This window comes from Bacteroides sp. AM37-9 (genome assembly GCF_003603455.1).
In the GTDB taxonomy this organism is placed as follows: domain Bacteria; phylum Bacteroidota; class Bacteroidia; order Bacteroidales; family Bacteroidaceae; genus Bacteroides; species Bacteroides xylanisolvens.
On sequence record NZ_QTNF01000018.1, the window covers coordinates 59,108 to 73,645 of the forward strand.

A 14,538-nucleotide genomic window follows, 5' to 3' on the forward strand; every position below is an offset into this window, starting at 1 on the left:
ATTCCATTTAAAACGGAATGAATAGAACATTGAATGAATAATGGGGATGAGGTTGTTCTTGATTAAGAATCATTCATCCTCATTGATATATCTAAAGATCTTATTCTTTTGGGAATAAAAATAAGTACAAATGAAAGTTCCATATAATAATTTGGATATGCAGATGCAGAAGAGTTTCTTAATAGTGTTTATTTTAATAGTGACAAATACAGCAAATCTTGCAGCAAAAAGTTCACCTTGGGATATAGCGGACAAAATAGTAGCAGAACTTAATCCGGTGACTTTTCCTGATAAGACATACAACATTGCTGATTTTGGTGCTGTAGCAGATGGGAGAATGCCTTGCAAAGGTGCTTTTGATAAGGCTATAACACAATGTAGTGATCAAGGCGGCGGTAGAATAATTGTACCTGCAGGAACTTATTATATGAATGGACCGCTGGTATTTAAGAGTAATGTCAATATCCATTTGGAAGATGGTGCTATATTGAATTTTAGTAGTAACCAGGAAGATTATTTGCCCGCGGTAATTACACGATGGGAAGGTACGGAATTGTTTAATTATTCTCCGCTGATTTACGCTTATCATGTACAGAATATCGCTTTGACTGGAAAAGGCACGATAAATGGCAATGGTTCCAAGAAATTTTCTGCCTGGGCTGATAATCAGAATATAGACAAGGAAATACTAAGACGAATGGGACGTGAAAACCTGCCTATTTACAGGCGTATATTTGGAGAGGGTTTCAGATTACGTCCAGGGTTTATCGAACCGTATGGTTGTGTAAATGTGCGTATTGAAGGTATCACAATCAAAGATTCACCGTTCTGGGTGATCCATCCGATATTTTGCAATAATGTTATTGTTCGTGATGTAACGGTTGACAGTCATAATCGGAATAACGATGGTTGTGATCCTGAATCATGCAGCAACGTTTTGATTGAAGGTTGTACTTTCTCCACGGGCGATGATGCTATTGCTATTAAGTCGGGACGGGATAATGATGCTTGGCGTATTGGACAGCCTACTGAAAATGTCGTCATTCGCAATTGCACCTTTTGGTCAAAAATAAACGGGGTATGTATCGGAAGCGAAATATCGGGAGGTGTACGTAATGTATTTATAGAAAATATTAGTATCCTTAAATCATCGAATGCCATCTATTTCAAATCGAATCTTGACAGAGGGGGATATATCGAAAATATTTATGTTCGCAACATACAGGCTGACTCGGTGCGCACAGCTTTGGTTCGCGTAGAACCGAATTATAAGGGAGAGCGATCGGGATTTCATCCTACCTTGTTCAACAAGATTACGGTCGAAAACGTAACTTGTGGGCAAACGAATGAGTGTGCTATATCCATGGCTGGATTCCCGGAACTACCTATAAGAAACATTACGTTGAAGAATATCACCGTAGATAAGGCTGTGTCGGACTATCGCTTGGAGCATGGTGAGAATATTATTTTCGAGAATGTGAGAGTAAATGGTGAAAAATTACCGGAAAAACCAGAAGCGAAAAAGATTAAGAAACTTCGTGTTTTATAAGATATACTGTCATTATTAAGTGCCAAACATACTTGTAATGGGATATTCTTTGAATTAAAAAAATATATAAGGCAACTGACTCGCAATGAGCTAGTTGCCTTTTTGAAAGTAAAAATTACTCTTGTTAGGATAGAAAAGTGAAAATTTTCAGAATGTTCTTGTTCGTATACTTACTCTTTTGTAGTAAGGAATATTATTCTATTTGTCCAATGGTAGAATACCTCATACTTCCTATCTGTCCATCTTTTCCCAGCGTTTCCGCTTGAATAATCAATGGAGTGGAATATTGATTATTATAGCATTCAATCACCGCTTTTCCATTTTCATCAGCTTGTACGGATGGATTCCAGTATAACGTCCGTCTTTTATCAACTTTGTCCATATACAGTTCCTTGGTCGGGTAGGCAGGAGAATAATATTCCAAAGGACGGGTATATCCCTGGATAACGGTTTGTCGGGTACCAAGTACGGCACTCTGACTTTTATTCAACACATCGCGTCTGGGTAGGGGAATCAGGTAGAAAACACTATATTTATCCAGTTTGCTTATATCGACTCCCGTGCTATCGGTCACCTCGGACATCTTTGTATTTTGGATAATGTCGTCATCGATACCTCCAGTGCCTTTGCTAATAATGATAGAGGCCAATCCATCCACCTCGGTCAACATCATTTGAGTTTCTGTTTCGGACAAAATGTGATTATCCATAATATAGCAGATCGGTTTCTGCCGATAAGTAAGCTTGTCATTGCTACGATCCCAATCGAATTGCGGACTCAACTTTTCCATTAATTCCGGAATAGTTGTGACAATCTTCCCATTGTCACGTAATAAATCTACAGAACGGCGTACGTCGTAATAAGCGTCGATGCTTTTCTCATTGATTTTAGTAGCCATATTACTTCCTTGCCGGCGTTTACTTTTTATTTCCACCTCATCCAATACATAAAGTCCTTCTACCTTTCGGATAGAATCCATGTATAGAGAATCAAAACTCTCGGCTTTCTGTTGCCAGTAGGCCAAGTCTTTCCATTCTGGATGAAGCTCCTTGTAGCCGTAAGCCCGCGGAGCGGGGGAGAAATTACGGTCGATCAGGATAGAAGCATCCTTATTACGTTCTTTACCGACTTTCCGGGTTTGGATCACTGCCTCCGTCGTTCCTTCAAAATCTTCCACCGGAATGCTGAAACGGCCGTTTTCATCGGTCACGGTTCCTCCGGTTATGAATTGATCGTCCTTCTTTACGATCACGCTAAGCGCAATATCTTTCAGTTTATTTTTGAGAATGGTTGATTTCACCTGCCCGTTCAGTGCTAATTGTGTTTCCGGCAATTGAAGCGGAGTGAAAGGAGCGGTAGAGATGGCCTGGCTCATGTCGTATTTACGCCATCCGTGCACCATCAATAAAACATCCAGTTCGGTTTGCTTCCGCGGAGACGGAGACGCAAAGTAATAACCGGGTTGATGGATATATCCTTTTAAATCGGAGGTTAATAGCAGGTCAGTGAAAATATTGTTGTCATACTCCAAATAATCCGACCGGACACCATCCCGGATGCTGACCGACAATTCTCCGGACACAGGTTCCCCCTTAGCATTCTTTATTTGCAATTCACAACGGATGGGAGCGTAGGGAGCATACACCTCTTTCAATTTTTTTGTCGATATTTGCAGGGGAGCACGCGGATTGGCAAAGACAAAACGTTCGCACAATGTATTGCCTGCCCGGTTGATGAGGCTGACTTGCAGTACGCCTGCCGGTAGCTTACGGGTGGGTAGAATAAACTCCTGCGGAGCATCCGACCGGCAACTAATCAATTGATGAACATACGGGCGTCCCTGATGACTGATAAATACAGCCAGTGTATCTTGAGGAGTAGCGGCATTACAGAAAACTCTCACCAAAAGGGCACCGGCATTACTGACAGTGCTCAAAACATACCCGTTAGGCAATGCCTGTGGAAGGGTAAATTCATATTTCTTTCCTTGAAAATCGACTTTAGCAATCGCAGGTTGAGCTGAAGGCGTATATTCAAAACGCCCCATTCCATCGTGCAAAGTCTCGAAAGAAGTGATTTCTGCCCCTTCTTTGGTATAGATCGTTCCCGATAATTCGATATTCCCTTCATTTTTACTCTCCGCCTTGAAAGCCACTTGCGAAGTCACCCCCTCCACTAATTGTCCTCCTTCAGGGAAAAAGCGTACATTTAACTTCTCCTCTGTTTCCGACGGACGGTTCTCCATCGACGAACTAAGTTCGTAAGTCGTGATACTACGTTCCAGCTTATCACTATTTGTCAGTTGATAAATAGGAAAAGTGCGCGAAAAGTACTGTGGTTCATTAAAAGCAAGCATCCAGCGGGTATAGGCACGTACCTCGTAATAGCCGGATAACATGGAAGGGGGAAGAATGAATTGTCCGTTTCCTTCTCCCTGTGTCAGTTTGATGATTTGTTTATCTGCTATATGCCCTGTCTGGTCTACCAACTCTACATATAGAGGACGACTGATCTGACTGAAAGTCTGTTGTTCAGCAAGAGTGACATAAGCCTTGAACCAGATCGTATCTCCGACGTAATAACTCGTATTGTCAAAATGCAAATACGCCTTCTCCCGTGGAAAGTTGTTGGCAAATGTTTGTGCCTGGTTCATGTATTGTTGGAATACAACCTTGGCGGGAGGTACTTCTCCTGACACATACGCGGTCAGGAGATTACATACAATGAGTATCAGTATGAATAGTTTGTTCTTCATGATAGCTTACTATTTTATCTTTTTCGGTCTGCTTGGAATCTTTTCGAAGATAGTCTTAATACGCTGCATATCCAGCTTGGGACGTCGGTCATAATAATAAATTCCATTTTTCTCTAAATCAATGTCGGTCAATTGCGTGTAGCAAAATCCTGTAACGTCCGGTGAGGAAGCTATTGTCTGTATCAACCCTTCCAGCCGTTCGTAGAATCCTTCTTCGTTGGTGAGCATACCTCCATACCCCCATGAGTTATCCCGTTTGGTAGATTCTGTCCAAAGTATACCTCCGAATTCTCCGATGAAAAAAGGCTGGTTGTTGTAAAATGCCATTCTGTTGTTAGGCTTCAAGTGCTGTGCAAAACGCATGGCATCAGATTCGTAGTTTCGGATGCTCCATATATCACTCATGAAATGCACATCTCCTGCAATACCGTTCACAGGACGTGAAGGGTCTATGGCTTTGGTCAGTTGATAGGTACCGATGCACAGGCGCATCATTGTACCCGTCAGGAGGGTTAATGCGTCTTCAAGCGGCTGATTGAAGGGAACCCAGGTGATGATTGACGGGTGGTTGCGATCCCGTGTGATAACTTCTGCCCATTCGCTAAGGAAGTTGCGTGATGCTACTTCGTTCTTGATATTCATCCCCCAGTTGGGAGATTCTCCCCAAGTTATAAATCCCAATTTGTCGGCCCAGTAATGGAATCTTTCTTCAAATACCTTCTGATGAAGACGTGCTCCGTTGAATCCGGCAGCTTTGCTTAATAGAATATCATTTTTCAGAGCTTCGTCGTTTGGAGCAGTCCAGAGTCCATCCGGATAATATCCCTGATTTAAGACGAGGCGTTGAAAGTAAGGTTCATTGTTTAAATAGATCATTCCATCTGCCGTATGCACCTTACGCATACCTATATAAGATTTTACCTCATCTACGGTTTCTCCGGTCGGACTTTTGATACTGTAGACAATATCATAAAGGTGTGGATCTTCGGGACTCCAGAGTTTCATGTTTTTAATGGGAAGGATGACAGGAGTTCCGTTGTTACATTTTACAGTTTTTTGAACCACCTTTTTCTGATTGTCATACAAGGTGATTTGAAGCGTCCTATCATTGGATGCCTGATAAAATTCGGGTGTGATGATTAACTGCTCTTCATCAATATCCGGAGTGGTTACGGCTGATTTCAGACCATAGTGAGAAACAGCTTCCATCCATACGGTTTGCCAAATACCTGTGACACGGGAGTAGAAACATCCATAAGGAGATATCCGGGTAGATTGCTTACCGATAGTTTGAAGCCCTGAACGGGCATCATCCGTGACATAAACAACTAGGTTGTGCTTTTGTCCCGCTTTGACGGCAGGAGTTACATCCATTGAAAAAGAAGAACTTCCTCCATAATGACTGCCTACATAATGCCCGTCAATGAAGACTTCTGCATAATAATCGACCGCTCCGAAGTGCAGTATGATTTTCTTTCCCTCCCAGTCGGAAGGTATGGATATGGGACGTTGGTACCACATCTGATTGATAAAATCGGTATAATTCACTCCTGACAGTTTACTTTCAGGACAGAAAGGGACGGTAATCGTATTACTGAATTGCTTGGCTGTTGTTAACCGCCGGCTTTTCCCCGAATTGGAGAAATCGAACTCGTATGACCATTCACCGTTGAGATTAATCCATTCGGATCTTTCAAATTGAGGTCTTGGATATTCCGGACGAGGAATATCATTGGCTGCGTTTAATGTAAAGGATAACAATAAGCCGGCCAAAATCAGATGTGCCTTTTTCATTATTTATTTTTTTTGTTTTGCGTTTTGTGCGCAAAGTGTATTAGTTTATACAAAGATAGGACATTTGACATACAAAAGAGGAAACATATTGTTCAATAAAAGAAAAAAGCTGTTCATTCTAAAAAACATTGGTGGTAACATTGAATCAAATGTTGAAAATAGAAGGGAACTATTGTCTTTTAAATAGGGAATTTTCTTTTCGGGTATCACATATACCTGATTTTGTTCTTTATTGATTAGCATTTTTCCTTCCTTTTCCTTAAACTTCTCTACTTTTGTTTTCCAGATAATTGATAATACTATGGTAAAGAAGAATTTCTTAATGACTGCCCCCTTACTGATGGCATCGTTTTGTTCGGCACAAGAGAAGCCGAATGTCGTACTGATTATGGTAGATGATATGGGTTATTCCGATATCGGCTGCTACGGTGGAGAAATACTGACCCCTAATATTGATGCGTTGGCATCCAAAGGAGTACGTTTCACACAATTCTACAACACTTCACGTTCTTGCCCCGCCCGGGCCAGTTTAATGACAGGACTATATCAACATCAGGCAGGTATCGGTCAGATGTCCGAAGACCCGTTTAAAAATCCCGGCCAGAAGAGTCCGAATGATTGGGGTGTACCCGGATACAAAGGATTCCTCAACCGCAATTGTGTCACAATAGCCGAAGTTCTGAAAGAAGGCGGCTACCATACCTATATGGCAGGTAAATGGCATTTGGGAATGCATGGAGAAGAAAAGTGGCCCTTACAACGGGGATTTGAACGCTTCTACGGAATTTTGGCAGGAGCTTGCAGCTATCTCCGTCCATCGGGAGGACGCGGCTTAACCCTTGACAATACAAAACTTCCGGAGCCGGAAGCACCTTATTATACAACAGATGCATTTACCGATTACGCGATCCGCTTTGTTGATGAGCAGAAAGACGACAAACCTTTCTTCCTATATCTGGCATTCAACGCTCCTCACTGGCCGTTGCAGGCAAAAGAAGAAGATATTCAAAAGTTCACGAAGATCTATCGTGAGAAAGGATGGGATGAAATTCGTGAAGCAAGACGGAAGCGGATGGCTAAGTTGGGAATTATCGACTCGAATACAGAGTTTGCCGAATGGGAAAATCGGAAATGGGACGAACTGACAGAGAAGGAAAAAGATGAAGTAGCCTACCGGATGGCCGTTTATGCAGCGCAGGTGCATTGTGTAGATTATAATGTAGGAAAACTGCTGGACTACCTGAAGAAGAACCGTAAGTTGGATAATACGCTTGTCATGTTCTTGTCCGATAACGGTGCTTGTGCCGAGCCATACGCTGAATTGGGAGGCGGGAAAGTGTCTGAAATCAACAATCCGGCTTGTAGCGTGTTCCCTTCTTACGGAAGAGCATGGGCACAGGTTTCCAATACTCCGTTCCGTAAATACAAATGCCGTTCTTATGAAGGAGGTATTTCTACCCCTCTCATCGTGTCGTGGAAAAGCAATCTGAAGAATAAGAAAGGTGAATGGTGCCGTGTTCCCGGTTATCTGCCGGACATTATGCCGACCATCCTGGAAGCAACAGGAGCCGCCTATCCGGAAACTTATCACGGCGGAAACAAAATATATCCATTGGTAGGCAGTAGCCTTTTTCCTGCTATTCAAAAGAAAGCAGATTCTATACATGAATATATGTATTGGGAACATCAGAACAATAGAGCGATCCGCTGGGGAAACTGGAAAGCAATCCGCGACGAAAAAGGAAAAGAGTGGGAATTGTACGATGTGGTTAAAGACCGTACCGAACGTAACAATCTGGCAGAACAGCACCCTGAAGTGCTTACCAAGTTAGTTGCCGAATGGGAGAAATGGGCGAATGCAAACTTTGTATTACCGAAACATCCGAAGAAATAAATAAAGGAGGAACACAAAATGAATAAATTACTAGTAAGTGCATCCGTAGCTTTGGGAGCTACCAGCCTGTCTTTCGCCCAGCAAACGGAAAAACCGAACTTCCTATTGTTCATAGCCGACGATTGTTCTCATTATGATTTGGGCTGTTATGGCAGTGTTGATTCGAAGACTCCGAATATCGACCACTTTGCCACACAGGGAGTACGCTTCACACAAGCCTATCAGGCCGTTCCGATGTCGTCGCCTACCCGGCACAATCTATATACCGGTTTGTGGCCTGTACGCAGCGGAGCTTACCCCAATCATACTTGTGCCAATGAAGGAACATTGAGCGTTGTACATCATCTGCAACCGTTGGGTTATAAAGTCGCATTGATCGGAAAATCGCATATTGCCCCGAAATCAGTATTTCCTTTCGACCTTTATGTACCTCCTTTGAAAGGTGGGGACTTGAATTTTGAAGCAATTCAGAAATTTATTTCCGATTGCAAGGCGAAAGGCGAACCTTTCTGTCTGTTTGTAGCCTCCAATCAACCGCATACTCCCTGGAATAAAGGCGATGCCTCTCAATTTAATGCGGACAAACTGACACTGCCTCCTATGTATGTAGATATTCCCCAGACTCGCGAGTTGTTTACCCATTATCTGGCAGAGATCAATTATATGGATCAGGAATTTGGCAACGTCCTTTCTATTTTAGATAAGGAAAAAATGACGGATAAATCTGTTGTCGTATATTTGAGTGAACAAGGCAACAGCCTGCCTTTTGCCAAATGGACTTGTTATGATGCGGGGGTACACTCTGCCTGTATCGTTCGTTGGCCGGGAGTGGTTAAGCCGGGAAGCGTAAGTGACGCATTGGTGGAATATGTAGATATTGTCCCAACTTTTGTCGACATAATAGGAGGAAAGCCGCAGGCAAAAGTAGATGGCGAAAGCTTTAAACCGGTATTGACAGGCAAGAAGAAAGCACACAAGAAATATTCTTTCTCCCTTCAGACCACGAGAGGCATCAATGCCGGATCGCCTTATTATGGCATCCGTTCGGTATACGACGGCCGATACAGATATATTGTCAATCTCACCCCGGAAGCTACTTTCCAGAATGTTGAAACAAAATCTCCTTTGTTTAAAGAGTGGAAAAGTCTGGCGGAAACGGATAGTCATGCAAAAGCGATGACGACTAAATACCAGCATCGTCCGGCTATCGAATTGTATGATGTGAAGAACGACCCGTATTGTATGAAAAATCTGGCGGAGGACGCGAAACAAGCTTCTACCATCAGCCGCTTGGATAAAGAGTTGAAACGCTGGATGAAGGATTGTGGAGACGAAGGACAACCTACCGAGATGCGTGCCTTCGAACACATGCCGGGAAAGAGAAAATAAGCCGTCACACATCAAAACGAATAAAACACAGAATGTAATTTATAAATCGTATATCATGAAAAAAGAATTTTTTGGTTTGCTTTGTGGATGTACTCTGCTTCCGGCATTTCTTCATGCGCAGACAGAGCGTCCTAATATTGTGATTGTATTGGCCGACGATTTGGGTTGGGGAGATGTAGGGTTTCATGGTAGTGAAATCAAGACTCCCTGTTTGGATGCTCTGGTGGGCGAAGGAGTGGAACTCGAACGCTTTTACACTTCTCCCATCAGTACGCCTACCCGTGCGGGGCTGATGACGGGACGTTACCCGAACCGGTTTGGTGTCCGTTCGGCTGTTATTCCGCCCTGGCGTGAGGACGGACTGGATGAGAATGAAGAAACGATGGCCGATATGCTGGCACGTAACGGATATAAGAACAGAGCCATTATTGGTAAGTGGCATCTGGGGCATACCAAGAAAGTGCACTATCCGATGAATAGGGGCTTTTCGCATTTCTATGGTCATCTGAACGGTGCGATAGATTATTTCGACCTGACGCGTGAAGGTGAACTGGACTGGCACAACGACTGGGAAACCTGCCACGACAAAGGATATTCTACCGAATTGATAACCAAAGAAGCCATCCGCTGTATCGATGCATACGAGAAAGAAGGTCCGTTTATGTTGTATGTGGCCTATAATGCACCTCATACACCTTTGCAGGCACAGGAAAAAGATATAAAACTCTATACTGACAATTTCGACAGCCTGACACCGAAAGAACAGAAGAAAGTGACTTATAGTGCAATGGTTTCCTGTATGGACAGGGGAATCGGTGCTATTGTAGATGCCTTGAAGAAGAAAGGAATTATGGACAACACTTTCTTTATCTTCTTTAGTGATAACGGCACTGCCGGTGTTCCGGGATCTTCATCAGGACCTTTGCGTGGACATAAATTCGACGAGTGGGATGGAGGGGTACATGCACCTGCTGTTCTTTATTGGAAGAAAGCAGAGAAACAATATAAGAACTTGAGCTCACAAGTGACAGGTTTTGTTGATCTTGTTCCCACATTGAAAGATTTGGTAGGAGATCACAGCCGTCCGAAACGTGAATATGACGGCATCAGCATCCTCCCTGTATTAAACGGTAAAAAGACCTGTATCGACCGCGATTTTTATCTGGGACACGGAGCAGTAGTCAATAAAGACTATAAACTGATAAGAAAAGGTATGAAACCGGGACTGGATTTGAAACAGGACTTTCTGGTTGATTATAAAACGGATCCTTACGAAAAGAAAAATGCCAGCGCAGGAAACGAGAAAATTGTGAAAGCTTTGTATGAGGTTGCCCTGAAATATGACACGATCACTCCTTGTATACCGGAAGTACCTTACGGTAAAGGTCGTGACGGATTCAAAGCTCCTAAAGAATGGAAAGTAGTACGTTGAATCTGTTAACCCTATGAATTGAAAATAATACAAGATGGAAAAATCAATGATTAGTTTATGCCTCTTAGGCGGATTGGCGATAGGGAATGGGTTTGCCCAAACTCCTTCAAAGCCTAATATATTATTAATCATAGCCGATGACTGCTCCTATTACGATATAGGCTGTTTCGGAGCGGTTAACAACAAGACTCCCCATATAGACGCATTGGCTCGACAGGGGATAAAGTTCAACAGTGCGTATAATTCTGTTTCGATGAGTACGCCTACCCGGCATTGTGTTTATACAGGTATGTATCCGATGCATCATGGCGGTTACGCCAACCATAGCTCGGTCAATGCCGATGTAAAATCTCTTCCCACTTATCTGGGAAATTTGGGTTATCGGGTTGGATTGGCCGGGAAGTGGCATATCAAACCTTTGGCTAACTTCCCATTCGAAGATGTACTGGGATTCCCCAAAGGATGTACAAGCCCAAACACTGACTATCATACCAAAGGTATCGAGAAGTTTATGGAACGTGATGCTTCCCAACCTTTTTGCCTTGTCTTGGCTTCTATTAATTCGCATGCTCCCTGGACAGGTGGTGACGCTTCCGTTTTCGACCGGAAGAAACTTCAGTTGCCGCCACAGTTTATCGACACGGAAGTAACACGTGAATACTATGCCAGATATTTGGCGGAAGTCGGCTTGCTCGATCAGCAGGTGGGTGACGCTATGCAGATTCTGAAAGAAAAGAATCTGCTGCAGAACACTCTTGTCATTTTCATATCCGAGCAGGGTACGCAATTTGCCGGAGCCAAATGGACCAATTGGAGTGCCGGTGTCAAGTCGGCGATGGTGGCTTCCTGGCCAGGTGTCATTAAACCCGGTACGGAGACTTCCGCTATTGTGCAATATGAAGACCTTCTTCCTACATTTATCGATGTTGCAGGCGGAAAGGTGCCTGACGTAATAGATGGAAAGAGTCTGGTAGATGTATTTCAAGGGAAAACAAAGACACACCATAAGTATGCTTATCATGTTCACAACAATGTTCCGGAAGGTCCGGCATATCCAATCCGTTCTATTTCAGACGGACGCTATCGTCTAATCTGGAACTTGACTCCGGAGGAAACATACGTAGAAAAGCATATTGAAAAGGCAGAATGGTATCTCTCGTGGAAAGCACAGGACACGGATCAGGCACATAAAATCATGAACCGCTATAAGAATCGTCCCGAGTTCGAACTATATGATATCAAGAAAGATCCGTTTGAAATGAATAATCTGGCGGATGTGAAGAAATATAGTAAGAAGAAGGCAGAACTGACGATGGAACTGCAAAAATGGATGAAACAGCAAAATGATACTGGAGCTGATAAAGACCGGCCGCGTGCTCCTAAGAATAGGCAGAAGAAAGCAGCCAATGTATAATATTCGTAATGCTACCGCTTGTTGCTTTCTGAAAGAGATTGGTTCTTAATCAAATTCCGTGCTACTTATTTATGTTCAATTACCTTATTCATGGCTATTCTGGAGTACTTTAAGATGCATATAGTTTGGATAATTTATTTGTTATTTCTAATATGCCGATATCCCTTTATCCATCGGCCTTTCAATGAGCTTTACTAGCACGGAATTTGATTAAGAACCAGAGATTTATCTTTTTTATTTCTCATTTCTCATAAAATCTGGATAATGAGTTTATAATCAGTAATATATAGTATGAGAAATGCTTTCTATACAGGCATTTCTCATACTTTTTACAGATATTTTAACGAAAAAACGGCTATTTCTCATTCATTTTTCAATGATTTCTCATACATCTGCCCTGTATTCATCCTGCATTTCTCATACATTTCTCATGATGATTGCATAGACGATGGTTGCTGATCTTATTTACATTGAAAACAGATGAAAGGTACTTATCATTCAAACAACCCTATGCCAGCATGTTTTTCATTCGTTATCGTCCAGTTATTGATAGAGCATCTCCATCGTTCCACTAGAGTGACGAGGGTTGTTCACTAGAGTGCATAGATTCGTTCACTGGAGTGAAAAGACTTGTCTACTGGAGTGGAACGATTGAGATGTCAGTCAGATAATCCGGGCATGTCGGTTGGAAAACATGAAGAGATAGGTTATATCATACACAAACTATAGCTTTAATACATTCAATATATGAATAAACTAATCACAATCTCTTCTGCACTTCTTACAGCTGCTGTTGTAAAAGCGCAAACGCCCAATATTGTATTTATATTGGCGGATGATTTGGGTTATGGAGACATCTCGGCCTTTAATCCCGAATCTAAAATCCATACTCCTAACATTGACAAACTGGCCGAGCACGGGATTGCCTTTACGGATGCCCATGCTTCTTCCGCTTTATCCACTCCTTCCAGATATTCTCTTCTGACTGGAAGGTATCCGTGGCGAACTAAGCTGAAACGAGGTGGTCTTGATGGCGATTCGCCTGCAATGATTGATCCTGAACGTCGCACAATCGCGCAAATGTTTTCAGCGAATGGCTATAATACCGCTTGTATCGGTAAATGGCACTTAGGTTGGGACTGGGGATATACGAACAATGGCAGAAGCATGAAAGATATAGATTTCTCGCTTCCGATCAAGAACGGACCCACCGACAGAGGATTTGATTACTATTTCGGCATACCCGCGTCATTGGATATTTCTCCCTATGTTTATGTGGAAAATAACAAAGCAACCTCTATCCCCGATCATGTGATAGAACCCCAGAAAAAGAATCTGGCATTATTGATGCACGGAGGAATGGCAGGAGCCGATTTCAAGCCGGAAGAATGTTTTCCCAACATCATTCGTCATAGCCTGAACTATATCAATGAGCAGAAAGACAGCAAGAAACCATTCTTTTTATATTTGCCTATTACTGCTCCTCACACCCCTATATTGCCTTCGAAAGAGTTTCAGGGTAAAACCAGTATCGGTCCTTATGGCGATTTCGTAGTCATGATAGACGACATGGTGCGCCAAATCGTAAAAACATTGAAGAAGAACAAGCAACTGGATAATACCATCATCGTCTTTGCTTCGGATAATGGGTGTGCCGGTTATATCGGCGTGAAAGATATGGAAAAGAAAGGACATTTTCCTAGTTACATCTACAGAGGCTACAAAAGCGATATTTACGAAGGTGGACACAGAATTCCCCTTATTGTCTCCTGGAAAGGAAAATATGGGAAAGAGACAAATAACTCTTTAGTCTCATTGATAGACTTTTATGCCACTTTTGCTCAAATGCTTAACCACAATTTGGAGACAGAAGAAGCTGTTGACAGTTACAGTATGTGGCCGATATTGAGTAAGAAAGGTGCTTCTGCGCGTAAAGACTTGGTGCACGAAGCGGGAGAGGGGTATTTGTCTTTGCGTACTTCCCAACTGAAATTGGTGTTCTACGGAGGTTCGGGTGGCTTTTCTTATCCTGTCAAACCTTCTGATGTGGCGAAGTTCCCTCCGATGCAATTGTTTGATATCGTGAAAGATCCTTCGGAAAAAGAAAACATTATCGGTGATAAGCGTTACGAAAATGAGGTGAAAGAAATGAAACGGGCTATGAAGCAATATGTAGAGAATGGCCGTTCTACTCCTGGTGAAAAAGTATCGAATGATACGAAGAATAGTTGGAATCAGGTAAAGATCTTCATGCAGGAAGAGGAGGGAATATAATATACTGTATACTTTTTTACTAGTAGGCATGGATTAC

At 42.6% G+C, this 14,538-nt stretch carries 8 protein-coding genes; 6 read left to right on the plus strand and 2 right to left on the minus strand.

Going from position 1 to position 14,538, the window contains the following annotated elements:
• Nucleotides 1-130 precede the first annotated feature (130 nt).
• Nucleotides 131-1,549, plus strand: a complete 1,419-nt coding sequence (locus DW862_RS13995; RefSeq protein ID WP_008024188.1) for a glycoside hydrolase family 28 protein — start codon at nucleotides 131-133, stop codon at nucleotides 1,547-1,549.
• A 193-nt stretch (nucleotides 1,550-1,742) separates the two neighbouring features.
• On the opposite strand, the gene DW862_RS14000 is transcribed toward DW862_RS13995, so the two are convergent.
• Both DW862_RS14000 and DW862_RS14005 read right to left on the minus strand, forming a co-directional pair.
• Entirely contained in the window at nucleotides 1,743-4,304 is a 2,562-nt protein-coding gene (locus DW862_RS14000) for a hypothetical protein (protein ID WP_074638160.1), read from the minus strand.
• Between the two features lie 9 nt (nucleotides 4,305-4,313).
• Nucleotides 4,314-6,098 carry a glycoside hydrolase family 2 protein gene (locus DW862_RS14005; protein WP_049701675.1) on the minus strand — a complete coding sequence of 595 codons (1,785 nt, stop codon included), beginning with the start codon at nucleotides 6,096-6,098 and terminating at the stop codon, nucleotides 4,314-4,316.
• Nucleotides 6,099-6,399: 301 nt separating this feature from the next.
• Between DW862_RS14005 and DW862_RS14015 the strand changes: the two genes are divergently transcribed.
• The 5 genes from DW862_RS14015 (at nucleotide 6,400) to DW862_RS14035 (ending at nucleotide 14,501) form a co-directional block, all read left to right on the plus strand.
• Entirely contained in the window at nucleotides 6,400-7,992 is a 1,593-nt protein-coding gene (locus DW862_RS14015; RefSeq protein ID WP_162487422.1) for an arylsulfatase, read from the plus strand.
• A gap of 18 nt (nucleotides 7,993-8,010) precedes the next feature.
• On the plus strand, nucleotides 8,011-9,381 hold the full coding sequence (locus tag DW862_RS14020) for a sulfatase (RefSeq protein WP_117685114.1): 1,371 nt from the start codon (nucleotides 8,011-8,013) through the stop codon (nucleotides 9,379-9,381).
• Between the two features lie 55 nt (nucleotides 9,382-9,436).
• Complete coding sequence (locus DW862_RS14025) at nucleotides 9,437-10,813, plus strand: arylsulfatase (RefSeq protein ID WP_004310841.1); 1,377 nt, start codon at nucleotides 9,437-9,439, stop codon at nucleotides 10,811-10,813.
• 34 nt (nucleotides 10,814-10,847) lie between these two features.
• On the plus strand, nucleotides 10,848-12,227 hold the full coding sequence (locus DW862_RS14030; RefSeq protein ID WP_120068855.1) for a sulfatase: 1,380 nt from the start codon (nucleotides 10,848-10,850) through the stop codon (nucleotides 12,225-12,227).
• A gap of 747 nt (nucleotides 12,228-12,974) precedes the next feature.
• Nucleotides 12,975-14,501, plus strand: coding sequence for a sulfatase-like hydrolase/transferase (locus DW862_RS14035; protein WP_120068859.1), 1,527 nt, complete (start codon nucleotides 12,975-12,977; stop codon nucleotides 14,499-14,501).
• Nucleotides 14,502-14,538 lie beyond the last annotated feature (37 nt).

Bases quoted from the DNA above. Each gene is read 5' to 3' on its own strand.
- DW862_RS14020 (WP_117685114.1), top strand. From the start codon at position 8,011: ATGAATAAATTACTAGTAAGTGCATCCGTAGCTTTGGGAGCTACCAGC.
- DW862_RS13995 (WP_008024188.1), top strand. From the start codon at position 131: ATGAAAGTTCCATATAATAATTTGGATATGCAGATGCAGAAGAGTTTC.
- DW862_RS14015 (WP_162487422.1), top strand. From the start codon at position 6,400: ATGGTAAAGAAGAATTTCTTAATGACTGCCCCCTTACTGATGGCATCG.
- DW862_RS14030 (WP_120068855.1), top strand. From the start codon at position 10,848: ATGGAAAAATCAATGATTAGTTTATGCCTCTTAGGCGGATTGGCGATA.
- DW862_RS14000 (WP_074638160.1), bottom strand. From the start codon at position 4,304: ATGAAGAACAAACTATTCATACTGATACTCATTGTATGTAATCTCCTG.
- DW862_RS14025 (WP_004310841.1), top strand. From the start codon at position 9,437: ATGAAAAAAGAATTTTTTGGTTTGCTTTGTGGATGTACTCTGCTTCCG.
- DW862_RS14035 (WP_120068859.1), top strand. From the start codon at position 12,975: ATGAATAAACTAATCACAATCTCTTCTGCACTTCTTACAGCTGCTGTT.
- DW862_RS14005 (WP_049701675.1), bottom strand. From the start codon at position 6,098: ATGAAAAAGGCACATCTGATTTTGGCCGGCTTATTGTTATCCTTTACA.